General features: G+C 70.6%; 16 protein-coding genes. 11 read left to right on the forward strand and 5 right to left on the reverse strand.

The features are described from left to right. The first annotated feature begins 47 nt into the window (after nucleotides 1–47). The gene (locus tag ACFOGJ_RS27575) at nucleotides 48–1,895 is read left to right on the forward strand and encodes an ATP-binding protein (protein ID WP_379906505.1); all 1,848 of its coding nucleotides are present in this window, start codon (nucleotides 48–50) and stop codon (nucleotides 1,893–1,895) included. Between the two features lie 103 nt (nucleotides 1,896–1,998). Here ACFOGJ_RS27575 and ACFOGJ_RS27580 read toward each other — a convergent pair whose 3' ends face one another. After that, nucleotides 1,999–2,916, reverse strand: coding sequence for a hypothetical protein (locus ACFOGJ_RS27580; RefSeq protein ID WP_379906506.1), 918 nt, complete (start codon nucleotides 2,914–2,916; stop codon nucleotides 1,999–2,001). A gap of 359 nt (nucleotides 2,917–3,275) precedes the next feature. Here ACFOGJ_RS27580 and ACFOGJ_RS27585 point away from each other — a divergent pair, with 359 nt between their 5' ends. From ACFOGJ_RS27585 to ACFOGJ_RS27620, 8 genes are all read left to right on the forward strand, one after another. Continuing rightward, a complete protein-coding gene (locus ACFOGJ_RS27585; RefSeq protein WP_379906507.1) occupies nucleotides 3,276–4,667 on the forward strand; it encodes an NHLP bacteriocin system secretion protein in 1,392 nt (463 codons plus the stop codon). A 1-nt stretch (nucleotide 4,668) separates the two neighbouring features. Further along, a complete protein-coding gene (locus ACFOGJ_RS27590) occupies nucleotides 4,669–6,870 on the forward strand; it encodes an NHLP family bacteriocin export ABC transporter peptidase/permease/ATPase subunit (RefSeq protein ID WP_379906508.1) in 2,202 nt (733 codons plus the stop codon). A gap of 101 nt (nucleotides 6,871–6,971) precedes the next feature. Further along, entirely contained in the window at nucleotides 6,972–9,674 is a 2,703-nt protein-coding gene (locus ACFOGJ_RS27595) for an NHLP bacteriocin export ABC transporter permease/ATPase subunit (RefSeq protein ID WP_379906509.1), read from the forward strand. 17 nt (nucleotides 9,675–9,691) lie between these two features. Next, nucleotides 9,692–10,243, forward strand: a complete 552-nt coding sequence (locus tag ACFOGJ_RS27600) for a cyclic nucleotide-binding domain-containing protein (RefSeq protein ID WP_379906510.1) — start codon at nucleotides 9,692–9,694, stop codon at nucleotides 10,241–10,243. 105 nt (nucleotides 10,244–10,348) lie between these two features. Beyond that, on the forward strand, nucleotides 10,349–12,154 hold the full coding sequence (locus ACFOGJ_RS27605) for an ATP-binding protein (RefSeq protein ID WP_379906511.1): 1,806 nt from the start codon (nucleotides 10,349–10,351) through the stop codon (nucleotides 12,152–12,154). Nucleotides 12,155–12,261: 107 nt separating this feature from the next. Further along, nucleotides 12,262–13,986: an ATP-binding protein gene (locus ACFOGJ_RS27610; RefSeq protein ID WP_379906512.1), complete on the forward strand. Its 1,725-nt coding sequence runs from the start codon at nucleotides 12,262–12,264 to the stop codon at nucleotides 13,984–13,986. Between the two features lie 39 nt (nucleotides 13,987–14,025). Continuing rightward, nucleotides 14,026–15,909, forward strand: coding sequence for an ATP-binding protein (locus tag ACFOGJ_RS27615; protein WP_379906513.1), 1,884 nt, complete (start codon nucleotides 14,026–14,028; stop codon nucleotides 15,907–15,909). Between the two features lie 58 nt (nucleotides 15,910–15,967). After that, nucleotides 15,968–17,785, forward strand: coding sequence for an ATP-binding protein (locus tag ACFOGJ_RS27620; protein ID WP_379906514.1), 1,818 nt, complete (start codon nucleotides 15,968–15,970; stop codon nucleotides 17,783–17,785). A gap of 13 nt (nucleotides 17,786–17,798) precedes the next feature. Here ACFOGJ_RS27620 and ACFOGJ_RS27625 read toward each other — a convergent pair whose 3' ends face one another. From ACFOGJ_RS27625 to ACFOGJ_RS27640, 4 genes are all read right to left on the reverse strand, one after another. Beyond that, nucleotides 17,799–18,815: a methionine synthase gene (locus ACFOGJ_RS27625; RefSeq protein WP_379906515.1), complete on the reverse strand. Its 1,017-nt coding sequence runs from the start codon at nucleotides 18,813–18,815 to the stop codon at nucleotides 17,799–17,801. A gap of 80 nt (nucleotides 18,816–18,895) precedes the next feature. After that, nucleotides 18,896–19,720, reverse strand: coding sequence for an SDR family NAD(P)-dependent oxidoreductase (locus ACFOGJ_RS27630; RefSeq protein ID WP_379906516.1), 825 nt, complete (start codon nucleotides 19,718–19,720; stop codon nucleotides 18,896–18,898). Nucleotides 19,721–19,755: 35 nt separating this feature from the next. After that, the gene (locus ACFOGJ_RS27635; protein ID WP_379906517.1) at nucleotides 19,756–20,853 is read right to left on the reverse strand and encodes a phosphotransferase family protein; all 1,098 of its coding nucleotides are present in this window, start codon (nucleotides 20,851–20,853) and stop codon (nucleotides 19,756–19,758) included. Further along, a complete protein-coding gene (locus ACFOGJ_RS27640) occupies nucleotides 20,853–22,166 on the reverse strand; it encodes an acyl-CoA dehydrogenase family protein (RefSeq protein WP_379906518.1) in 1,314 nt (437 codons plus the stop codon). Before ACFOGJ_RS27640 ends, ACFOGJ_RS27635 begins: the two co-directional genes overlap by 1 nt. Nucleotides 22,167–22,339: 173 nt before the next feature. Between ACFOGJ_RS27640 and cueR the strand changes: the two genes are divergently transcribed. Together cueR and ACFOGJ_RS27650 are read left to right on the forward strand one after the other, a co-directional pair. Continuing rightward, nucleotides 22,340–22,744, forward strand: coding sequence for a Cu(I)-responsive transcriptional regulator (cueR, locus tag ACFOGJ_RS27645; protein ID WP_379906519.1), 405 nt, complete (start codon nucleotides 22,340–22,342; stop codon nucleotides 22,742–22,744). Nucleotides 22,745–22,823: 79 nt separating this feature from the next. Continuing rightward, nucleotides 22,824–25,220 (forward strand): heavy metal translocating P-type ATPase, encoded by a 2,397-nt coding sequence (locus tag ACFOGJ_RS27650; RefSeq protein ID WP_379906520.1) that lies wholly within the window; start codon nucleotides 22,824–22,826, stop codon nucleotides 25,218–25,220. Nucleotides 25,221–25,250 lie beyond the last annotated feature (30 nt).

Genomic DNA, 25,250 nt, shown 5'->3' on the forward strand with positions numbered 1-25,250 from the left:
CGCCCCGTAGTAAGGGCATCCGACAGCTGCATCCGGGAGCAATCGACGTGTCGCCGACCGAGCCCGCCGCCGCGCCCCGGTGCGATGTCCGCGACGGCGATCGCGCCGGCCGGCATCATCCACCCCCCTGGCAGATCCTGCGGCGCTGGGTCTGGCCCGACGAGCACGGCGCCGACCTGGTGCGGACCGCACAGGAACGGCTGCTCCTGGTCTTCTCCATGACGGCCGGCCTGTGCGGGATTGCGACCAGCATCGTGTCCTCCCGGCAGGGCTTCGCCGATACCGTCGTCTATGCCAGTGGCCTTGTCGGGCTCCTGCTGCTGTTCCTGGTCCCGGCCTGCTTCCATCTGACCCGGAACTACCGCGGCTGCGCCTGGCTGCTGCTGGCCTGCTATGCGATCCCGGCGGCGACCGCCCTGTCGCTGACCGGCGGCCTGCTGGCCGGCGGCGTCATGTGGCTGTTCTTCGTCCCCGTGCTGGGCGGCCTGCTCCTGGGGCTGCGCCCGGCGCTGGCGCTGGGTGCGGCGCTGATCCTGCTCTACCTGGCCTTCTACTTCGGGCGGGATCTGCTCGGCCCGCCGGTCCATGGCATGGATCCGGCGCGGATGAACGACGACGCAATCACCGTGCTCGTCGTGCTGACGGCGGGCGTATCGGTGATGCTGGGCAGCTTCCATCGGGTGGTGGAGCGGACCAATCGCCGCCTGAAGGAGGCGCGCGATGCGGCGGAGGCCGCCAACGAAGCGAAGTCCCGCTTCCTGGCCAATATGAGCCACGAGCTGCGCACCCCGCTGAACGGGCTGCTCGGCTTCGCCGACCTGCTGGCGGTGCGGCCGCTGGATCCGGAAGCGCGGGAATACCTGCAGCACATCCGCGGCGCCGGCAGCGACCTGCTGGCCCTGGTCAACGACGTGCTCGACTACAACCGGGTGGAGACGGGCGCCGTCCGCCTGGAGATCGTGCCGTTCGATCTGCATGCGCTGCTGGAACAGCTGCGGCAGCGCGCGCTGCCCCGCGCGGCGGCAAAGGGCCTGGCCGTGCGGGCGGAATTGGCCCCCGACCTGCCATGCGCCGTGCGCGGCGATCCGCTGCGCCTGCGTCAGGTGCTGGGCAACCTGCTGGACAATGCGGTGAAGTTCACCGACCGCGGCACGGTGACCCTGACGGCGGAGCTATTGGCGCGGATGGACCAGACGGTCGAACTGCGCTTTTCGGTCGCCGATACCGGGGCGGGCATTCCGCCGGAGGCCCTCCCCACCCTGTTCGACCGCTTCACCCAGGCCGACAACTCCACCACCCGCCGCTATGGCGGCTCCGGCCTGGGCCTTGCCATCGTCCGCAGCCTGGTCGCGCTGATGGACGGGCAGGTCTCGGTCGCCAGCACGCCCGGCGCCGGCAGCACCTTCCGCGCGACGGTGGTGCTGCAGGCCGCCGATCCTGCCGACCTGCCGGCGCTGCGGCATCGTGCGGCCGCTCCGCCGGCGGCAGCGGCAGCGGCAGCGGCAGCCGGTGCGGTGCCAGCACGCATCCTGGTGGCCGAAGACAATGCCGCGAACCAGCGCCTGTTCGGCACCCTCCTCTCCGCCGCCGGCTACCGGGTGGAGGTCGTGGCGGACGGCCAGGCCGCCCTTGACGCCCTGCGACAGAGCCGGTTCGACCTGGTGCTCATGGACGGCCAGATGCCGGTCCTCGACGGGCTGGAGACGGCCCGCCGGATCCGCGCCGCGGGATCTTCCTGGTCGTCGGTGCCGATCCTCGCCCTGACGGCGGATGCCTTGGCCGGCGACCGCAATGCCTATCTGGAGGCCGGGATGGACGACTACCTGACCAAGCCGGTGGACCTCCGGGAACTGCTCGGCAAGGTGGAAAGCTGGATCGGTCGGCAGCGCTCCTGACGGCAGACGGCCGCTACAACGGGCTTGGGCCGGGCACCCTCGCGGTGCCCGGCCCTCGTCGCCCTGGTTGCTGCCCCGGTGCCCGTTCCCGGAGCAGGGCCGGTCAGGTCGCCAGCGGCCCGATATCGACCATCAGGGTCACGGTGCCGTCGCCATTGTCGGTGACGCTGTCGATCGGCCAGCAGTTGATGGTGTAGGTCCCGTCGCCATTGTCCGTCGCGCAGCCCGGCAGCGGATCGGGGGTGCCGACATCGTCCGCCGAGACCACGAAGGTGTTGCTGGCGGTGTCAACGTCGCCGGTGTCGATCGGCAGGGTCCACTCGCTCAGCCCGGTCTCGTTGTAGGTCAGGCCGTCATAGAGCGGATCGATGAAGCCGTTGACGTCTCCGTCCGGATGCGGCGGCGTGGTGTGCATGCCCTCGTCACCGCCATCGCCCTCTCCGCCTTCGCCGGTTTCTCCGCCATCGCCACCGCCGAACATGTCGGCAAGGCTGCCATTGAGCGTGACCGTACCGTCGCCGTTGTCGGCCAGGCTGTCGATCGGCCAGCACTGAATGGTGTAGGTGCCATCGCCGTTGTCGGTGGCCTCGGGCGGAATGCCGCCTTCCCACTCGCCGACCTGGTCTGCCGAGACCACGAAGGTGTTATTCTCCAGGTCCACATTCTCCGGGTCGATCTCCAGGGTCCAGCTATAGGTGCTGGCCTCGGTATCGTATTCCAGACCCTCGTAGAGCGGTTCGATGAAGCCGTTGACATAACCGTCAGGGTGCGGCGGCGGCGCCTCGCCGGCCTCGAAGGGCGGCGGCGGCTCGGACCCGTCGCCCATCGGCGGCGGGGGCGGCGGCTCCGACCCGTCGCCCATCGGGGGCGGGGGCGGTGCGCTGCCGTCACCTTCGGGGGGCGGCGGCATCATGCCCTCTTCCTCCGGCGGCGGCGGTTCGGTGGTGGTCCCACCGACCACGTCCCTCAGCGTGTCGATCTGCAGTTCGTCCCGATCGTTCTCTGCAAACATGCTCGACATGATCGTCTCCCATCGCTTCACGGCTTCGCGCCTGGCTGATCAACAGTGGAGCGACATGGTTAATGGACCCTTGCCTCGGGACCAGTATTCATGTTTGGCCCGCTCCATCAGGTCTTGCGAATATTTTCGACCAACAAATCCGACCGTGTGTTCGCCGCCCTGACAGGATTGAATTTGGTGCCTGTGCTTGCCGGCGTAAGTGATGCGGGTCACAGGGTGACACCTTCCGCCACTTTCCCGCCGCAAATACCAGCACCTCGCAGGTCCATGCCCCTGGCACTGGCTAGCCAAAAGTATGAATTAAAGAATTGTGGACCTTTTGCCGGTTACATCCGTCCCCGGCGATCTGCAAAGATCGCATGGACTTGCCGAACCTTGAGGGGCGCACCGTCGTGAGCCAGCCTGTGTTTCGCCAATCCTTGTTTCGCAAGGCGGCGCTGGAACGCCTGTCGACCCCGGAGCAGCTGGACCAGGCCGTCCGGGTGACCGCGCCGGCGGGCTGGATCGGACTTGTGGCCCTGGTGGCGCTGGTCCTGGGGGCCATCCTGTGGGGGATCCTGGGCAGTGCCCCGGTGAAAGTGCCGGCGCAGGGCATCCTGCTCTCCCCGACCGGTGTCCTGGACATCGTGTCGGAGACACAGGGTCGCATCAGCAGCCTGCTGGTCTACCCCGGCGCACCGGTGCGGCGCGGCCAGGTCGTAGCCCGGATCGCGCAGCCGGACCTGGAGCAGCAGCTGGCCACCGCCCGCGCGGAACTGGGCGAACTGCAGATGCAGCGGCAGAAGGTCGCCGCCTTCCAGGAGCGCGAGAATACGGCGCGGGCGGCGGTGATCGACCAGCGCCGCGCCAATGCGGAGCAGTCGATCGGCTTTCTCCGCGCCCGGCTGGAATGGCTCGGCGAACGCGAGGCCTTCGAGAAGACGATGCTGAAGCGCGGCCAGATCACCCGGCAGCGCCACATCGACACCAAGATCGAGATCAACACCGTCAACGAGGCGATCTCGCGGGCAGAGAACACCATCAAGGAGGCGGCGCTGGAGGAGCGCAGCTCCAGCATCGCGCGCGAACGGGAACTGCTGGAGCTCGACCTCAGGATCGAATCCACCCGGCGCGAGATCGCCAACCTCGCCGACCAGCTGGGGCGGAAGTCCACCCTGCGCAGCCCCTATGCGGGCCGGGTGGTCGAGGTGAAGGCGAACGAGGGCGAGATCGTGACCGTCGGCCTTGCGCTGCTGAGCCTGCTCCCCGACGACCCGGCGTCCGGCGCCTCGGCGGAGCTGGCGGAGGACGCGCCGATCGCCGGCGACAGCCTGATCGCCGTGCTCTATGCGGCACCGGCGGATGGCAAGAAGATCCAGCCTGGCATGCCGGTCCAGGTCTCCCCCGCCTCCGTCAAGCGGGAGGAATACGGCTTCATCCTCGGCACCGTGGAGAGCGTTGCCGAGATCCCCTCGACGGCCGCCGGCATGCAGCGCATCCTCAAGAACCCGCGGCTGGTGGAGACCCTGATCGGCGACGGCGCGCCGTTCCAGGTGATCGTGCGATTGCGCCGCGACCCGTCGACGCCGAGCGGCTTCCTCTGGTCGTCCTCCGGCGGGCCCGATGTGGATATCGATCCCGGCACCCTCTGCGAGGCGAACATCGCCGTCCGCGACGTGCGGCTGATCAGCCTCGCGATCCCGGCGCTGGAGCCGCTGCTGAGCGATCCGCCCGCGGCCGGGGCGGCGCCGGAAGCGGTCGCGGGGAGCTGAGGTGAGGGGTGCGGCACCAAGATGGCGGCGGGTACGAACGCCGACGGTCCTGCAGATGGAGGCCGTGGAATGCGGGGCGGCCTGCCTGGCGATGGTGCTGGCGCATCACGGCCGCCATCTGCCGCTGGAAGAGCTGCGCTATCGCTGCGGCGTGTCGCGGGACGGCACCAAGGCCAGTGCGCTGACGGCCGCCGCGGAGCATTACGGCCTGCGGGTGAAGGGCTTCCGCAAGGAGCCGGACGGCCTGATGGACCTGCCGCTGCCGCAGATCCTGTTCTGGAACTTCAATCATTTCGTGGTCCTCGACGGGCTGGACGCGCGCTGGGCCCATATCAACGATCCCGCCGCCGGCCCGCGCCGGATCAGCCGCAGCGAGTTCGACGAATCCTTCACCGGCGTCACCCTGGCCTTCGAACCGATGCCGGCCTTCGCCAAGGGCGGCCAGGCGCCCTCGCCCTGGCGCGGCCTGACCCGCCTGCTGGCCGGCGCGAAGGGCGCCTTCCTGTTCGTGGTGGTCACAGGGCTGGCGCTGGCGATCCCCGGCCTCCTGGTGCCGGCCTTCACCCGGGTCTATATCGACTACCTGCTGATCGAGGGGCTGAGCGGCTGGCTCTATCCGCTGATCGGCGTGATGGTGGCCACCGCCGCCCTGCGGGCGCTGCTGACCGCCCTGCGCGAAAGCCACCTCCTGCGCCTGCAGACCAAGGTCTCGCTGCGATCGTCCTGCCAGTTCTTCTGGCATGTCCTGACCCTGCCGATGCGGTTCTTCGCGCAGCGCCAGAGCGGCGAGATCGGCACCCGGCTGCAATACAACGAGCGGCTGGCGCTGCTGGTCGGCGGCGATCTGGCCAACGGCGCGCTGCAGCTGATGACGATGGCGATCTATGCGGTCGTCATGCTGCACTACGACGTCACCCTGACCCTTGTCGGCATCGGCGTCGCCGCGCTGAACCTGGCCGTCTTCCTGGTGGTCTCCCGCCGGCTGGCCGATGCCAACCAGAAGCTGCTGATGGACCGCGGCCGCCTGACCGGCGTGGCGATGCAGGGCCTGGCGATGATCGACAGCCTGAAGGCGTCCGGCATCGACGACCAGTTCTTCCGGCGCTGGGCCGGCCAGCACGCCAAGGTGGTCAGCACCGAGCAGCGGCTGCAACGGGTGCGCCACCTGCTGAATGCCGTGCCGGTGTTCCTGGGGGTCGCGGCCACCGCCCTGGTGCTGACCGTGGGCGGCCTCTCGGTGATGGACGGTGCGCTGACCATCGGCACCCTGTTCGCCTTCCAGGCGCTGCTGATCAGCTTCTCCGCGCCGATCGCCGGGCTGGTCACCCTGGGCGCGCAGACAGAGGAGGCGCGCGGCTATCTGAGTCGCGTCGACGATGTCCTGTCCCATCCGCCGGATGCCGAATTCGCCACCGGAACGGCCCCGGACCTGCCGTCCGATGGCAGGCCGCAGGCCGCCGACGGGCAGCCCCCTGTCGCCGCCAGGCTGACCGGGAGGGCGGAGCTGCGCGGCGTCACGTTCGGCTTCATCCCGACCGAGCCGCCGCTGATCCGCGACCTGGACCTGTCGGTTCCGGCCGGTGCCAGGGTGGCGCTGGTGGGCGGCTCCGGCAGCGGCAAGACCACGGTCGGCAAGCTGCTCGCCGGGCTCTACCATCCATGGTCGGGGGAGGTCCTGCTGGACGGCAGGGACCTGCGACAGATCCCGCGCGACCTGCTGCGCAGTTCCGTGGCGATGGTCGACCAGGAAATCGCCCTGTTCGACGGCTCGGTCGCCGACAACATCACGCTGTGGGACCCGACGATGCCCGAGGCGCGCGTGGTCGCTGCCGCGAAGGATGCGGCGATCCATGACGATGTCGCCGGCCGTCCCGGCGCCTATGCGCACCGGGTCGGCGAGGGGGGCCGCCATTTCAGCGGCGGCCAGCGGCAACGGATCGAGATCGCCCGCGCCCTGGTCGGCGAGCCGGCCCTGCTGATCTTCGACGAGGCGACCAGTGCGCTGGACGCAGCGACCGAACGGACAGTGATCGACAATATCCGCCGCCGCGGCTGTGCCTGCCTGATCATCGCCCATCGCCTGAGCACCGTCCGCGACTGCGACGAGATCATCGTGCTGGACCATGGCCGCATCGTGGAACGCGGCAGCCATGACGCGCTGATGGCAGCGCGCGGCGCGTATTACCGCCTGGTGGAGGCATGAGCCGGACCGCCGACAGCCCGTCATGGGCGCCGACGCCGTCGCGGCCTTCCTCGCCGGACGCGCCACCGGCGCCGGAGCCGCAGCCGCTCCTGGCGCCCGGGATGCCGGCGACCGCTGCGGCGCTGGCATCGCTGCAGGACGACCTGCTGGCCGTCGAGACCCTCTGCCGCGATGGCGGCGAGACCCTGGCGCTGGCGGACGGGCCGGCTCTCTGGCTGGTACTGGAGGGCCGCGTCGAGCTCTTTGCGCTCTGCCGCCGCACCGAGGCACGGCGGTTCCTGGCGGCGATTCCGGAAGGCGGGCTGCTGCTGGCGCCGCCGGGGCCCGCCGATGCGCCGGTAACCCTGCTGGCGGTGCCGGTGGGCGCGACACGGCTGCTGCGGGCGCTGCCCGCCGCGGCGCCGCAGGCCCTGACCGCCCGCAGCGCGAGCCTGCTGGCACCGGCGGTAGAGGCCTGGATCGACGCGGCAGGCGCAACGGCCTGGCACTTCGACGGGCCCGCCCGGCAGCGCAGCCGCGGCGTCGCCCGGCTGCTGCGCAACCCGGGCTGGTGGGAGGAACTGGTCGGCTTCACCACCCGCGCGGTGACGGCGCTGGCCGCCGATTTCGCCCGCGCCGCCAGCGCGGAGGCGGAGCGACTGGCCGCCCTGCGGGACCGGGTGGCAGAAGACCGTGACAGGGTCTTCGGCCGGCTTGCCGGCATCCTGGACGAACGTCGGCGCGAGGATCTGCCGGTCGACGGCGAGAGCCCGGCAATGGCGGCCTGCCGGCGGGTCGCCGGCGCGCTGGGCCACGAATTCCGCCTGCACTACGGGCCCGCGCCCCGCAACGACCGGCTGGCGGAAACCGCCGAAGTGGCCCGCGCCGCCCGGCTGCGGGCCCGCCCCGTCACCCTGCGGGGGGAGTGGTGGCGCGAGGATCTGGGGCCGCTGGTCGGCTTCGACGGCGAGCGCGACATCCCCGTTGCCCTGCTGCCGCAGCGGCGGGGCGGCTATCGCGCCGTTCTGCCGGACGGCCGCTCCCGCAGGATCGCCGACCCGCAGGCGGCCGCCGCCCTGTCCGCCAGTGCCGCGGCACTGCACCCGCCGCTGCCCGACCGGCCGCTCCGCCTGTGGGACCTGATGCGCTTCGGGCTGTCGCTGGGCGCGCGGGACATCCTGCTGGCGCTGGCGATGGGCGCGCTTGCCGGCGGCCTGGCGATGGCAATCCCGCTGGCGACCGCACTGATCTTCAACGACCTGGTCCCCGGCAGCGAGCGCGGGCGGCTGCTGCAGGTCTGCGTCGCGTTGATCGCAGCCGGGCTGGGCATCGCCGCCTTCCGGCTGGCGGCCGACCTGGCCCTGCTGCGGGTCGAGGGGCGGGTCGCCAGCAGCCTGCAGGCCGCGGTGCTGGACCGTGTCCTGCGCATGCCGTCCTCGTTCTTCGGCGGCTTCTCCTCCGCCGACCTGACCACCCGCGTGCTGGTCGTCGAGACGATCCGCAAGGCGTTGACCGGCGCGATGGTCTCGCTCCTGCTGGCCGGCAGCTTCTCGTTCTTCAGCCTGCTGGTGATGCTGCACTACGAACCGCGTGCGGCCCTGGTCGCGTTCGGCCTGCTGGCGTCCCTGCTTGGCGCCACAATCTGGGCCGGCCTGGCGCAGGTGAAGGCGATCCTGGAGGGCGAGGCGCTGGACGCCAACATCTTCGGCCTGGTGCAGGAGGTGATCGGCGGCATCGCCAAGCTGCGGCTGGCCGGGGCGGAGGAACGGATGTTCGTGCGCTGGGCTCGGGTCTTCGCCGAGATCCGCGCCCGGATGATCCGCGCCCGCAAGATCGTCAACAACCTGACGGTGTTCCAGGCCGGCTACGAGGTGCTGGCCTTGACCTGCATGTTCTGGCTGCTGGCCACCATCGACACCGAGGCGCTGTCGCCTGGCGGCTTCCTCGCCTTCGTCATGGCCTTCGCCTCGTTCCTCGCCTCGGGCAGCCAGGTCTCGGGCGCCCTGATCGCCGCCTTCCGGGTTGCGCCGCTGGCGGTGCGGGTCCGCCCCGTCCTGGCCACTGTGCCGGAGGCGGACGAGAACAAGGGCGATCCCGGGCGGCTTTCGGGCGGCATCGAGATCAACGGCGTCGACTTCCGCTACAATTCCCGCGGCCCCCTTGTGCTGTCCGGCCTCTCGCTGTCTGTGCGGCCGGGCGAGTTCGTCGCCATTGTGGGCGCCTCGGGCAGCGGCAAGTCCACCCTGGTTCGCCTTCTGCTGGGTTTCGAGACGCCCGAGAACGGCGCCATCTTCTACGACGGCAAGGACCTGCAGGGCCTCGACCTGCCAGCCCTGCGGCGGCAGATCGGCGTGGTGCTGCAGACCAGCCGGCTGATGGCCGGCTCGATCTTCGAGAATGTCCGCGGCGTCAGCGAGGCCGGCGAGGCGGACGTCTGGGAGGCGCTGCGGCAGGCCGGGGTCGAGGCGGATGTCCGGGCCATGCCGATGGGCCTGCACACCGTGCTGACAGAGGGGTCGGCCGCCCTGTCCGGCGGCCAGATCCAACGCCTGCTGATCGCCCGCGCGCTGATCGGCAGGCCGCGCATCCTGCTGTTCGACGAGGCGACCTCGGCGCTCGACAACCGCACCCAGTCGGTGGTCACGGAAAGCCTCGACCGCCTCCAGGTCACCCGCATCGTCATCGCCCACCGGCTGAGCACCATCGTCAATGCCGACCGCATCCACGTCCTGGCGCGCGGCCGCGTGGCGGAGCGCGGCACCTACGCGGAGCTGATCCGCAGGGACGGCGTGTTCGCCGACCTTGTGCGGCGGCAGATGATCTGAACGGCAGGAGAAACCGGATGCGCAAGGTCCTCTACGTCCTGGGACAGCTCAGCGACGAGGATGTCGACTGGCTCGCCGAGGCCGGCGAACGCCGGTCCGTCGCCCCGCAGGAACCGCTGGTGCGCGAGGGCGAGGCGATCGAGTGGATCTTCTTCGTCCTCGACGGCCAGGTGGTGGTCAGCGTGTCCGGTGCCGGCGAGCTGGCCCGGCTCGGCGCAGGCGAGATCGTCGGCGAGATGTCGCTGGTCGACGCGCGCGCACCGTCGGCGTCCGTGCATGCCGTGCAGCCCACCACCGTGCTGGCCGTGCCGAAGGCCGCGGTGCTGTCCCGGCTGGAGCGCGACATCGCCTTCGCCGCACGCTTCTACAAGGCGGTGGCCACCTTCCTGTCGCATCGCATGCGCTACACCGTGCAGACCCTGGGCTATGCGCGCGGCGGCGAACCGTCCATCGACGACATGGCCTCGCAGGCCGACGAGGTGGACATCAACCTACTGGACACCGTCAGCAAGGCGGGCGCGCGGTTCGACAGGCTGCTGAAGCGGGTCATGGCTCCGGCGCGGCGCTGACCCCCCGCCCAGGGGCACGCCGCCCGGCAACAGGCCCAGTCCCGCATGTCCGATGCGCGGGCCTCTGCTAGACTGGCGACCTCAAAAAGACGCCCGGAGCCTTTCGTGACGCAAAGCCGTCGCCTGCCCAGACGCTGCATCGCGGGACTGCGTGCCTTCGCCTGGCCCGCGGCGCGCGATGGCGACCTCGTGCAGGCGGCACGCGAACGGTTGCTGGTGCTGTTCTCGCTGACCGCCGGCACCGGCGGGCTGATCACCACCCTGGCCTCCATCGGCAGCTTCGCGCAGTTGCCGGCGACGATCAGCAGCAGCCTGGCCGGCGCCCTGCTGCTGTTCGCGGTGCCGGTGCATTTCCATCTCACCCGCGCCTATCGCCGCAGCGCCTGGGCGCTGGTCGTCCTGTACATCCTGCCGATCGTGATGGCGATGGCGATGACCGGCGGCCTGCTGGCCGCGGGCTCGATCTACCTGCTGGCCGCGCCGATCGTCGGCGGCCTGCTCCTGGGCCTCCACGCCGCGATCGGGGTCGGCGGCCTGCTGATCCTGGTCTTTGCCCTGTTCTACGCGCTGCAGGATCGTGTCGGCGTGCCGGTGCACGGCATGGACCCCGCCCACATGAACTATTCCATGGGCTTCGTGCTGATCCTGCTCACGGCGGGCCTGACGGTCATCATCGGCACCTTCCAGCGGGTGATCGAGGCGACGAACCTGGACCTGAAGCGGGCGCGCGACCAGGCGGAGGCCGCCAACGAGGCGAAGTCCCGCTTCCTGGCCAATATGAGCCATGAGCTGCGCACCCCCCTGAACGGCATCCTGGGCTTCGCCGACCTGCTTGCCGGGCGCGCGCTGGACGCCGAGTCCCGCGACCATCTGCGGCACATCCGGGCGGCGGGGCACGACCTCCTTGCGCTGGTGAACGACGTGCTGGACTTCACCCGGGCAGAGGCCGGCTCGCTACGGCTGGAGCAGGCTTCCTTCGACCTGTACGACCTGGTGGACGACCTGCGCGACCGGTTCCGGCCGCGCATGGCGACCAAGCAGCTGGATTTCGCCACCGTGATCGACCCGCAGGTGCCTCGGCTGGTGCGCGGCGACCCGCTGCGGCTGCGGCAGGTGATCGGCAACCTGCTGGACAATGCGCTGAAGTTCACCGACCGCGGCGCCGTCACCCTTGCGGTCAGGGCCGTTCCGGCAGCAGGCGGCGACGGCCCACCGGCGGACGCGGCCCTGATCCGCTTCGAGGTCACCGACACCGGCAGCGGGATAGCGGAGGCCGCGCTGCCCAGCCTGTTCGACCGCTTCACCCAGGCCGACAGCTCCACCACCCGGCGCTACGGCGGCTCAGGCCTGGGCCTCGCCATCGTCAAGGCCCTGGTCGAGCTGATGGACGGCGCGGTCGGGGTCAGCAGCGAGGTCGGCGCCGGCAGCCGCTTCTGGTTCACCGCCAGCCTGCCGCCGGCGGCCGGCCTGCACCCGGCCGTCGCAGCGGCAGAGCCGGCGCCGGTCGCCCCGGCCCGGCGACGGGCCCGGCAGCCGGGCGAGGTCCTTCTGGTGGAGGACAGCATCACCAACCAGAACCTGTTCCGCACCGTCCTGACCGGGGCCGGCCACCGGGTTCGCATCGCCGCCAACGGCCAGGCCGCGCTGGACTGCCTGCGCGACCAGCGCTTCGACCTGGTGCTGATGGACGGGCAGATGCCGGTGATGGGCGGCATGGAGACAGCGCGGGCCATCCGCGGCTCGGGGGAGACCTTTGCCGACGTGCCGATCATCGCCCTCACCGCCAATGCCCTGGATCGCGACGTAGCCGACTTTCGCGAGGCGGGAATGAACGATTATCTCGCCAAGCCGGTCGACCTGAACCGGCTGCTCGACATGGTCGAGGACTGGATCGACTGGGGGCAGAACTGAGCGCCGGCGGACCGCCTCCGCCGCAGGGCGCCAAAGGCGGTGCCCGACGGCGCGCGGCCGCGGCGCTGCTGCGCTTCACCTGGCCCCCGGTCCGCGATGGCGACCTGGTGCGCGCTGCCCGCGAGCGGCTGCTCGTGCTGTTTTCGCTGTTCGCCGGCGGCGGCGGCCTGATCACCGCGCTGGGACAGCTGGACCGCTGGCGCGAGATCCCGGAGGTCGCCGCCGTCGCCGTCATCGGCTCCCTGGCCATGCTTGTCGTGCCGCTGCACTTCCACCTGACCGGGGCGTTCGCGCGCAGCGCCTGGATTCTGGTCGCCGTCTACCTGGCGACCATCGCCACCGCCGCCGCCCTCTCGGGCGGGCTGCTGGCCGCGCCGGCACTCTACCTGCTATCGGCGCCGATCGGCACCGCCCTGCTGCTGGGCATGCGGCCCGCGCTTGGTGTCGGGGCGGCAACGATCGCGATCTTCCTGGCCTTCGACCGCCTGCGCGATCATCTCGGCCTGCCGGCACATGGGCTGGACCCGGACCTGTGGAGCCGGGACCTGGCCTTCGTGCTGGCGCTGCTGACCATCGCCCTCACCCTGGTTGCCGGCGCCTTCCATGCGGTGATGGACAGCACCAACCGCCGCCTGCGCCAGGCGCGCGACGAGGCGGAGGCGGCCAACGAGGCCAAGTCCCAGTTCCTGGCGAACATGAGCCACGAGCTGCGGACGCCGCTGAACGGCATCCTCGGCTTCGCGGACCTGCTGGGCGACCAGCCGCTGACCGCCGACGGCCGCCTGCACCTGCGGCAGATCCGGAACTCCGGGGCGGACCTGCTGGCGCTGGTGAACGATGTGCTGGACTTCAGCCGGGCGGAAACCGGCGCCCTGCCGCTGGAGCGGCTGGCGCTCGACCTGGCCGAACTCGTGGAGGATCTGCGGCAGCGGTTCGCGCCCCGCATCCGGGCAAAGGGGCTCCGCCTGGAAACGGCGATCGCCCAGCAGGTGCCGCGGCAGGTCATGGGCGACCCCCTGCGCCTGCGGCAGGTGCTGGGCAACCTGCTGGAGAACGCGGTAAAGTTCACCGACCGCGGTACAATCCGGCTGTCGGTGGCCTGCGACGATGCGGACCGGCCGACGCAGCTGCTGCTCGAAGTCGCGGATTCCGGCATCGGCATACCGGCCGCGGCGCTGCCCACCCTGTTCGACCGCTTCACCCAGGCCGACAGCTCCACCACCCGCCGCTATGGCGGCTCCGGCCTGGGCCTCGCCATCGTCCGGGCGCTGGTGCATCGCATGGGCGGAGAGGTGACCGTCAGCAGCGAGCCGGGCCGGGGCAGCCGCTTCCAGGTGCGATTGCCGCTGCAGGCCGCTGAAGACGAAACTGCCGTCTCCGCCACACCGGCCGAGCCGGCGACAACGGCGCCGCCGCCGCCCGGCGCAGCCGAGGGCCTGCCGCGCGCCCGCCATCCCGGCCGGGTGCTGCTGGTGGAGGACAGCGAGACCAACCAGATCCTGTTCCGCACCGTCCTGGCGGGCGCCGGGCATCGGGTGGAAGTGGCGGAGAACGGCCGCATCGCGCTCGAGGCGCTGCAGCGGTCGCCCTTCGACCTGGTGCTGATGGACGGGCAGATGCCGGTAATGGGTGGCCTGGATGCGGCCCGCGCGATCCGCGCCTCCGGCGCGCCGTTCGCGGATGTGACGATCATCGCCCTGACGGCCAACCTTCTGGACCGCGACAGCGCGAGCTTCGACGCGGCCGGCATGGACGACTTCCTGGGCAAGCCCGTCGACCTGAAGCATCTGCTCGAGAAGGTGGACAGCTGGATCGGTCGCCGGCAGGCTTAGCGGCGATCACGCGCAGGCCGCTACGGAAACCGGCAGGACATGGGCGGAGTCACAGCTCCGGGGGCGGAAGCCCGGAAGCGCGCCGCCGACGGGCGGCCGGTCGGCTGGCGGCACCTGCGCCGGCGCGCGCAGGCATTCGTCTGGCCGGCGGTACGCGACGGCGACATCGTGCGGGCCGCACGGGAACGGCTGCTGGTCCTGTTCGCGCTGATCACCGGTCTCGGCGGAACGCTGAGCGCCCTGAACGGCCTGGCCACGATCGACCGCTTCCCGGTCTCGACCGCCGTCGGCCTGGCGGGCTCCCTGGCGATCCTGGCCGTGCCGGTCTATTTCCACCGGACCGGCGCCTTCCGGCGCAGCGTCTGGATCGCCCTGACCCTGCAGATGGGCACGGTGGTCCTGATCAACAGCCTCAACGGCGGGCTGCTGACCGTCTATTCCGTTTACCTGCTGGCCGCGCCGGTCGGAACCGGCCTGCTGCTGGGCATGCGTCCGGCCCTGGCGGTGGGCGCCGCCGTGACCGGCATCGTGGTCCTGCACGCCGTCCTGCTGCCGCAGGCCGGCATCCTGCCGCCGGGACCACAGCCCCAGCCCTGGCAGGGCAACCTCGCCTTCGTGATGGTGATGATGGCGCTGGGCCTGGCCCTGGCGGTCGGCGCCTTCCACCGGGTGATCGACCGGACCAGCCGCCAGCTGAAGGAGGCGCGCGACGCGGCAGAGGCCGCGAACGAGGCCAAGTCCCGCTTCCTGGCCAATATGAGCCACGAGCTGCGGACACCGATCAACGTGGTCCTGGGCTTCGCCGAACTGATGGACGAGGAAGGCCTGCCGCCGCGGACGCAGGCGCATCTGAAGCAGATCCGGAACGCCAGCAGCGACCTGCTCGCCATGGTCAATGACGTGCTGGACTATGGCCGCGCGGAGGCGGGCGGCCTGGTCCTGGAGGTGCAGCCCTTCGATTTGCTGGCGGTGGCGGACGACCTGCGCGAACGCTTCCAGCCTCTCGCCGACCACAAGCAGCTGGCCCTGCAGGTGACGGTGGCGCCGGAGGCGCCGCGCTGGATCCACGGCGACGCGCTGCGCCTGCGGCAGCTGCTGGGCAACCTGCTGGCCAATGCGGTGAAGTTCACCGAACGGGGCCACATCGCCCTCGACATCGCCTGCCCCGACCCGCAGACGGTCCCCCTGCGACTGCAGTTCGACGTCACCGACACCGGCATCGGCATCCCAGAAGCCGCGCTGCCCACATTGTTCGACCGCTTCACCCAGGCCGACGCCTCCACCACCCGCCGCTTTGGCGGATCCGGCCTGGGACTGGCCATCGTGCGGACCCTGGCGGACCGGATGGGCGGCCAGGTCGAGGTGGCCAGCCGGCCGGGTGAGGGCAGCCGCTTCCGGGTGACCCTTGTCGTGCAGCCGGCGGCGGCACCTCAGGCGGCGGATGCGATGCCGGGGCGGGCGGCGATCGCGCGGACCGCCCCGGAACCGGCCATGGCCATGCCGGCCGCGCATGCGGCGCCGGCGGCGGCCGCTGCCGCAGCCCGCCCCGGCCGCATCCTCCTGGTGGAGGACAGCGAGGCGAACCAGCATCTCTTCGCCACGGGGCTGCAACGGGCGGGCCACGAGGTCCGGATCGCGGGCGACGGGCGGGCCGCCCTGGAGGCCCTGCAGCAGGAGCCTTTCGACCTGGTCCTGATGGATGGCGAGATGCCGGTCATGAACGGCACGGACGCGGCACGCGCGATCCGCGCCTCTGGCGCGCCCCATGCCGGCATCCCGATCATCGCGTTGACGGCGAATGCCATGGCGCGGGATGCGGCCGCGTTCCGAGCCGCCGGCATGGACGATTTCCTCGCCAAGCCGGTGAGCCTGCGGCAGCTGCAGGAAAAGGTCGCGGAATGGCTGCAACGTCGCAGGGACTGATCCGGGCATTCCGGGTCTGCTAGACTACGGCCCCATTGCCAGAGTCCGGATCGCGACCTTGTCCGACCGCCATTTCACCCTGCCCCGCCGCACTGCCGCCGCACTGCGCGCCTTTCTCTGGCCCGCGCCGCGCGGCGGCGACCTGCTGCGCGCCGCGCGGGAACGCCTGCTGATCCTTTTCGCCCTGATCGCCGGCATCGGCGGCACCACGACCGCCCTGTCGTCGCTCCATCTCTTTCCGCAGCAGCCGCTGATCAGCGCCGGCGGCCTGGCCGGCGCGCTGCTGCTGTTCACGGTGCCGGTCTGCTTCCATCTGGGGCTGGGTTTCAGGCGCTGTGCCTGGCTCCTGATCCTGCTCTATGTGGCGCCGATCCTCGTCACGATCCTGCCGACCGGCGGGCTGCTGGCCGGGTCCGCCCTCTACCTTCTGGCGGCGCCGGTGATTACCGGCATGCTGCTGGGCCTCCGCCCCGCCCTCGGGGTGGGGGCGGTGGTGTTCCTCGCCGTCCTGGGCCTCTATTTCTGGCGCGCCCGCACCGGCCTTCCCGTCCATGCCATGGACCCGGACGCGATGGCCTATTCGATCGGCTATGCGCTGGCGATCCTGGTGCTGGGCCTCACCGTGGCGGTCGGCGCCTTCCACGGCGTGGTGGAGGCGACGAACCGGGCGCTGAAGCGGGCCCGCGACGAGGCCGAGGCTGCGAACGAGGCCAAGACGCAGTTCCTTGCGAACATGAGCCACGAGCTGCGCACGCCGCTCAACGGCATTCTCGGCTTCGCCGACCTGCTGTCGGCCATGAACCTGCCGCCGGAGGCGGCAGCCTATCTCCGCCACATCCGCACGGCCGGCGGCGACCTGCTGCTGCTGGTCAACGACGTGCTCGATTTCACCCGCGCCGCACATGGCGCGATGACCCTTGAGGCGGTGGCCTTCGACCCGCGCGAATTGCTGGAGGAACTGCGCGGCCGGGTCGGCTTCCGTGCCGAGCAGAAGGGGATCGCCCTGGACATCGCGGTCGCGCCGGAGGTGCCCCGGGCCCTGCGCGGCGATCCGCTCCGCCTGCGCCAGGTGATCGGCAACCTCCTCGACAACGCCGTCAAGTTCACCGAGGCAGGGCGGGTGGACCTCGCCGTCGGGGCGACGAAGACGGCCGACGGCACCCACCGCCTGTCCTTCACGGTCAGCGATACCGGGCCGGGCATCCCGCCGGAGGCCCTCGCCAGGATCTTCGAGCGCTTCACCCAGGCCGACAGCTCGACCACCCGCCGCTATGGCGGGTCGGGCCTGGGCCTGGCCATCGTGCATGCTCTGGTCGAGCTGATGGGCGGCAGCGTCACGGTAGAGTCCGAGCCCGGCCGGGGCAGCCGCTTCACGGTGCTGCTGACCCTGCCGGAAGCGCAGGGCCTGCCCGCGGCCGCTGCGCCGCAGGCATTGCGGCGGCGGGCGGAGCATCCGGGCCGGATCCTGCTGGTCGAGGACAGCGAGACCAACCAGGAGCTGTTCCGTGCGGTGCTGACCGGCGCCGGCCATGTGGTGGAGATCGCGCCGAACGGCCGCGCGGCCCTGGACGCCCTGGACAGCCGGCCCTTCGACCTGGTGCTGATGGACGGGCAGATGCCGGTGATGGGCGGGCATGACACGACCCGCGCGATCCGCGGCTCCGGCCGCGACTATGCCAGCCTGCCGATCATCGCCATCACCGCCGACGCCCTGTCGGTGGAAAATGGCGGCTACCGCAAGGCCGGCATGAACGACCAGCTGGCAAAGCCGGTGGAACCGCAGCGCATGCTGGCGAAGGTCGACCTGTGGATGGGCCGCCGGGTGCCGGCGACGATCCCCTCCGGGACGGCCGAGGAGGAGCCGCCGAAGGGCTGACCCGACTCCCCCGTCAGAGGCCGTCGCGCACCAGCGCCGCGCCGGCGGCCAGCGCCCGCAGCTTGCCCTCCGCGACGCTGCGCGGCAGCGGGGCCATGCCGCAATTGCTGCACGGCAGCAGCCGGTCCGCATCGACATGTTTCAGCGCCGCCCGGATGGTGCCGGCAACCTCCTCGGCGCTCTCGATGTCCTGGCCAGCGACGTCCACCGCACCCACCATCACCTGCTTGTCCTTCAGGAGGCCCAGCAGCTCGAGCGGCACATGGCTGCGTGCGCATTCCAGCGACACCTGGTCGATCCGGCTGGCGTTGAGGGCGGGGAAGATCGCCTCGTACTGCCGCCATTCGCCGCCCAGGGTCTCCTTCCACCTGATGTTCGCCTCGATGCCATAGCCATAGCAGATATGCACCGCGGTCTTGCAGGTCAGTCCCTCGATCGCCTTGTGCAGGGCCGGCACGCCCCATTCGGCGACCTCGTCCATGAAGACGTTGAAGGCGGGCTCGTCGAACTGGATCACGTCGACCCCGGCGGCCTGCAGCTCGCGCGCCTCCTCGTTCAGCACCTCGGCGAAGGCCATCGCCATGTCGGCGCGGCGGCCGTAATGGCCATCGGCGATGGTGTCGCAGATCGTCATCGGTCCGGGCAGGGTCCATTTGACGGCGTGCCTGGTATGGCCGCGCACGAAGGCGGCCTCCGGCCCGTGCACCGGGCCGGTGCGCCGCACCGCCTCGGTCACCGTCGGCACTTCCACGGTGTAGCGGTTGTTCCGGATCCCCATCGGGGTCTTCAGGTTCCAGTCGATGCCGGCGATGCGCTCCAGGAAGCCGTGGACGAAATGGGTCCGGAACTGTTCGCCATCGCCGACGATGTCGATGCCCGCATCCTCCTGCTCCTTCAGCCAGACCAGGGCGGCGTCGCGCTTGCCCTGCTCCAGGTCGGCACCCGACAGGCGCCACGGCGCCCAGAGCTTCTCCGGCTCCGCCAGCCAGGCCGGCTTTGGCAGGCTGCCGGCGATCGCGGTCTCAAGCATGCGAGGATCCTCCCTTCCAGGCCGCTCTTCCGGCGGCCCGGGCAGGATAGCACGGCAAGGACGTCAGCCTTCCCCCAGGGTCAGCCGTCACCGAGCGCGTCGAACGCCTTCTCGATGCGGGCGAAGCGGCGCTGGACGGGTGTGCGGCTTTCCGGATGGCTGAGGATGTAGAGCTGGTCGGTGCCGACGGCCGCGGCGACCCGCTCGCCCATATCCTCCACCTTCAGCACCCGGCCGGCGAGGTCCTGGTTGCCCTCGCCCTGGTCCAGCACCGGCGGCGAGGCGTCCGGCCCGCCCAAGTCCTGGGGACGGTTGCGCTGCGATTTCTCGATATTGGTGGCGATCCGCATCGGGCAGAAGACGGAGACGCCGAGCTTGGTGCCGCGCAGCTCCTTCTGCAGCACCTCCGCCATCGCGACGACGCCGTACTTGGCCACGCAATAGGGGCCCAGCCCCTTGTTCGGCGCCAGGCCGGCGAAGGAGGCGGTGTAGAGCATGTGGCCGTCCTCGTCCTGGTCCAGCATGCGCTGCAGGAACAGCTCGGTGCCGTGGATCGGCCCCCAGAGGTCGACGTCGATGATCCATTTCCAGTCGGAATGCTTCATCTCCGCGATCGGCCCGCCGACCGCGACCCCGGCATTGTTGAACACGACATGCACGCCGCCGAAATCGCCGAACGCCATGTCGGCGAGCGCCGCCACCTCGTCGCGCTTCGACACGTCGCAGCGCTGCACGGCGACCTTCACGCCGGTGCGCTCCAGTTCCCCCTTGGCGGTGTCCAGCGCGCCCTGCTCGATATCGGCGATCACCAGGTTCATGCCGCGCCGGCCCAGCGCCGCCGCGGTGGCGAAGCCGATGCCGCTGGCACCGCCGGTGATGACGGCGGTCTTGCCCTTGAAGTCCATCTTTCTTCCTCCCGGGATTCGGTCTTCCGGCGGGTTCAGCCGTAGCGAACCGCGTCCAGTGTCTGTTCCGCCATCTGCAGCAGCGGCGGGATGCGGCCGTTCATGTCGCGGAAGCGCTCGTCCTTCGTCTGGCCGCGCGCATAGCGGATGTAGATCTGCTGCACGACGGTCGCGGTCTTCCACATCGCGAAGGCCTCGTACCAGTGCAGCCGCGACAGGTCGAAGCCGCCCATCCGGTCGGCATATTCCGCCGCGATCTCCTGGCGGCTGGGATAGGAGCCGCCCACCGGCGGCGGCATCACCATCCGCTGCGCCGGGTCGCCTGGCTCGTTCCAGTAGCCCAGCAGGGTGCCCAGGTCCGCCAGCGGATCGCCGCGGGTGGTCATGTCCCAGTCGAAGATAGAGGTGACGGTATCAGGGTCGTCGGCCTGGAACTGGCAGTTGTCGATCTTCAGGTCGTTATGCACCAGGCTGACCCGCTGCAGCGCCGGGATTTCCGCCGCCAGCCGGTCGTGCAGGTCGTAGAACAGGGGGATGTCGGCATCCTTGGCATCCTCCCAGCGCATCTTCCAGCCGGACAGCTGGCGCTCCATGAAGCCTTCCGGCCGGCCCAGGCTGCCCAGGTCGACCGCGTCGGGATCGACCAGGTGCAGGTCGGCCATCGCCCGAACCACCGCCAGGCTGATCCGCCGTTCCAGGTCGGCGAAGCCGGTCATCTCCGGCGGGAAGGCATCGCGCACCACCACGCCGGTGCGCCGTTCCATGACGAAGAAGTCGGCGCCGATCACCGCCGGATCGTCACAGAACAGGAAGGCGCGCGGCGCAGTCGCCAGCGCCCGGTGCAGGCGCGACAGCACCCGATGCTCCCGCTTCATGTCGTGTGCGCCCTTGCCCACCGGCCCCAGCGGCGGCCGCCGCAGCACCATTTGCCGCTCCCCAAACAGAAGGAGGTAGGTCAGGTTGGCGGAACCGCCGCGAAACTGGCGCACCTGCATCGGCGCAGGCGGCAGGTCCGGCACCTCCGCCCGCAAGAGCGCCTCCACCTTCGGCCAGTCCATCTGTTCGTCGGCGCGGACCTCGCCCAGATCCTCCAGGCGGTCGCGGTCCGCGCCGGCAGAAGCGGAGGCGCTCATCAGACCGCCTCGCCGATCTCGAACTCCGCCTCCACCGGGTCGATCAGGCCGCCGAAGCGCTCCACCGCCTGCTGGCGCTGGTTGATCAGGTGATAGGCGGGGAACATCTCGTTCGACGGCTGGTAGTCGCGCAGCACCTGGCGGGCGACGGTGATCTTGTGCACCTCGGTCGGGCCGTCGGCCAGCGCCATGTGGAAGCTTTCCAGCACCTGGTCGCCGAACGGCATCTCCGTCGACAGGCCCAGGGAACCGTGCAGCTGCAGCGCCCGTGAGGCGACGTCGCGCAGCACCCTGGACATCATCACCTTCACGGCGGCGATGTCCTTCCGCACCTTGCGATAGTCCTTGTACTTGTCGATCCGCCAGGCGGAGCGCAGCACCAGCAGGCGGAACTGCTCCATCTCGATCCAGCTGTCGGCGATCTTCTCCTGCGTCATCTGCATCTCGGAGAGCCGCTGGCCCTGGCTCTCGCGGCTCAGCGCGCGCTCGCACATCATGTCGAAGGCCTTGCGCACCTGGCCCATGGTGCGCATCGCATGGTGGATGCGGCCGCCGCCCAGCCGGGTCTGCGCCACCACGAAGCCGTCGCCGCGGCCGCCCAGCATATGGTCCTCGGGCACCCGCACATTCTCGTAGCGCATATAGGCGTGGGAGCCGATCCGCTCCGAGCCGATGCCGGTGTTGCGGATGATGTTCACACCCGACGTCTCCGCCGGCACGATGAACATCGACTGCCGGCGATAGGGATCCGGATGGTCGGGATCGGTCACCGCCATCACGATGAAGAAGGAGGCGAAGCGGGCGTTGGAGGAGAACCACTTCTCGCCGTTGATCACCCACTCGCCGCCATGCTTCTCCGCCCGGGTGGTGAACACCTTCGGGTCGGCGCCGCCCTGCGGCTCCGTCATCGAGAAGCAGGAGACGATCTCGTTGTTCAGCAGCGGGAAGAGGTAGCGCTCCTTCTGCGCCGCGGTGCCGTAATGGGCCAGGATCTCGCCATTGCCGCTGTCGGGCGCCTGGCAGCCGAACACCGACGGCCCGAAGCGCGACCGGCCCAGGATCTCGTTCATCAGGGCGAGCTTCACCTGGCCATAGCCCTGGCCGCCCAGGTCGGGGCCCAGATGGCAGGCCCAGAGCTTGCGCTCCTTCACCTGCTGCTGCAGCGGGCGCACCAGCCGGTTGCGGTTGTCGTCATGGACGTCCCAGGCGCTGCCCAGGACATGGTCCAGCGGCTCCACCTCCCGCCGCACGAAATCCTCGATCCAGTCCAGTTCCTTCTGGAATTCGGGATCGGTTTCGAAATCCCATGCCATGGCGCTTCCTCCTCACCAGGATTGTCCGACAATTTTGATGCGCACTGTAGCGCAGGACCCCCGGGGTTTGGCCAGACCATTCATCACCGGCCGCATCGCTGCCGGATCGAGGCAAAGGCCGCTATACTCGCGGGCCTGGGGGAAGATCCGGGCTGCGACCGGAGGTGGGGGACATGAACATCGGCGCAGCGGCACGGGCCAGCGGCCTGCCGGCGAAGACGATCCGGTTCTACGAGGAGATCGGCCTCGTTGCTGCCGAGCGGCGGCCGAACGGCTTCCGCGACTATGACGACCAGGCGGTGCGCAAGCTCCGCTTCGTCCAGCGCGCCCGCAGCCTGGGCTTCTCGATCGACGATTGCCGCAGCCTGCTCTCCCTCTACGAGGATCGCGACCGGTCAAGCGCCGACGTGAAGGCGCTGGCCACCGAACGGCTGGCGGAGATCGAGGCGAAGCTGCAGGAGCTGCGGCTGCTGCGCGCCGAGCTGACCCACCTGGTCGAAGCCTGCCACGGCGACGCGCGCCCCGACTGCCCGATCATCGACGAACTGGCGGGAAAAAAGCCGGCACGAACCTCTTGAAGTTCCAGTAACTGGAAGACCTACATCCCGTCCGACGGAGCATCGCCCGGATCCGGGTGGAACAGAGGGAGCCAGCGACATGGCCGGCACAGAGACGCAGGGCTGCGGCCACCAGCACCACGGACACGGGCATGGCCATGACCATGGCGTCGGCGGAACGGTGAAGGATCCCGTCTGCGGCATGGATGTGGACCCGCAGACGGCGAAGCACAGCCTGGAGCATGACGGCCGGACCTACCATTTCTGCTCCGGCCGCTGTGCGGACCGGTTCGCCGCGGAGCCGTCGCGCTATGTCGATGCCAGCGGCACGGCGGTGCCCCAGGCCCCGGCCGAGGCACCGCCGGGCGCCTTGTACACCTGCCCGATGCATCCGGAGATCGTGCAGGAGGGACCCGGTTCCTGCCCGAAATGCGGCATGGCGCTGGAGCCGATGACCGTCACCGCCGAGGAGCTCCCGAACGAGGAGCTGGTCGACATGACCCGGCGCTTCTGGACCAGCCTGGTCTTCACCGCGCCCGTCTTCGTGATCGCGATGAGCCGCCATTTCCTGCCCGGCGTGCTGGAGGGAGTCCCGACCGTCTGGCTGGACTGGATCGAGTTCGCGCTGGCCACCCCGGTGGTGCTGTGGTGCGGCCTGCCGTTCTTCCAGCGCGGGCTGGACAGCTTCCGCAGCCTGAACCTGAACATGTTCAGCCTGATCGCCGTCGGCGTGGCGGCCGCCTACCTCTATTCGGTGGTGGCGGTGATCGCGCCCGGGATCTTCCCCGCCGCCATGCAGGGCCATCATGGCCGAGTCGGCCTCTATTTCGAGGCCGCCGCGGTGATCATCGCCCTGGTCCTGCTGGGCCAGGTGCTGGAACTGCGCGCGCGGCACCGCACCGGCGCCGCCCTGCGGGCGCTGCTGAACCTGGCGCCGAAGACCGCGCGGCGGATCCGTGAGGGCGCCGCCGAAGGGGCCGACGACGAGGATGTGCCGCTGGACCAGGTCGCTGTCGGCGACCGCCTGCGGGTGCGGCCGGGCGAGAGCGTGCCGGTCGACGGCGAGGTGGTGGAGGGCCACAGCTCCGTCGACGAGAGCATGGTCACCGGCGAGCCAGTGCCGGTGGAGAAGGCGGTCGGCCAACGCCTGATCGGCGGCACCATCAACGGCACCGGCGCGCTGGTGATGCGGGCCGACCAGGTCGGCGCCGACACCATGCTGTCGCGGATCGTGCAGATGGTGGCGCAGGCGCAGCGCAGCCGCGCGCCGATCCAGGGCCTGGCCGACAGGGTCGCCGCCTGGTTCGTGCCGATCGTGATCGCCGTCGCGGTGATCGCCTTCGTGGCCTGGATGCTGTTCGCCCCGGCGCCGGCCTTCCCCTTCGCTCTGGTCGCGGCGGTCTCGGTGCTGATCATCGCCTGCCCCTGCGCCCTGGGCCTGGCCACCCCGATGTCGATCATGGTCGGCGTCGGCCGGGGCGCGCAGGCCGGCGTGCTGATCAAGGATGCCGCCGCGCTGGAGCGGCTGGAGAAGGTCGACACCATCGTGGTGGACAAGACCGGCACCCTGACCCTGGGCCGGCCGGTGCTGAACCGGGTGGTGCCTGCCGGCGACCTGGCGGAGGACGAGCTGCTGGCGATGGTCGCCGCCCTGGAGCGCGGCAGCGAGCACCCGCTGGCCGCTGCCATCCTGGACGGCGCGCAGGCCCGCGGCCTGACCCTGCCGGCGGCGGAAGGCACCGAGGCGGTCACCGGCAAGGGCATCACCGGCCGGGTGGACGGACGGCGGGTCGCCTTCGGCAATGCCCGCCTGATGGCGGACGAAGGGGTCGGCACCGCCGCCATGGAAGCGGAGGCCGACCGGCTGCGGGACGAGGGCGCGACCGCCATGTTCGCCGCTGTCGACGGCGCGCCCGCCGGCCTGATCGCGGTCTCCGACCCGGCGAAGGAGAATGCCGCCGCGGCGGTGAAGGCGCTGCAGCAGGCCGGGGTGGAGGTCGTCATGCTGACCGGCGACAGCCGCCGCACGGCGGAAGCGGTCGCCCGCCGCCTGGGCATCGACCGGGTGGAGGCGGAGGTCCTGCCGGACGAGAAGCAGGCGGTGGTGAAGGCGCTGCAGGCGCAGGGCCGGGTGGTGGCGATGGCCGGCGACGGGGTGAACGACGCGCCGGCCCTGGCGCAGGCGGATGTCGGCATCGCCATGGGCTCCGGCACCGATGTGGCGATCGAGAGCGCCGGCATCACCCTGTTGAAGGGCGACCTGCACGGCATCCTGCGGGCGCGGCAGCTGAGCATCGCGACCCTGCGCAACATCCGCCAGAACCTGGTCTTCGCCTTCGGCTACAACACGATCGGCGTGCCGATCGCCGCCGGCATCCTGTACCCGGTCTTCGGCCTGCTGCTGAGCCCGATGATCGCCGCCCTGGCGATGAGCTTCAGCTCTGTCTCCGTGATCGGCAATGCGCTGCGGCTGCGCGGCCTGAAGCTGCGCGACTGACGGGTTCGGCCCCTGTCAGCGGGGGGGCGC

The sequence above is a fragment of the Marinibaculum pumilum genome, assembly GCF_042646425.1.
Taxonomy (GTDB): Bacteria; Pseudomonadota; Alphaproteobacteria; order Ferrovibrionales; family Ferrovibrionaceae; genus Marinibaculum; species Marinibaculum pumilum.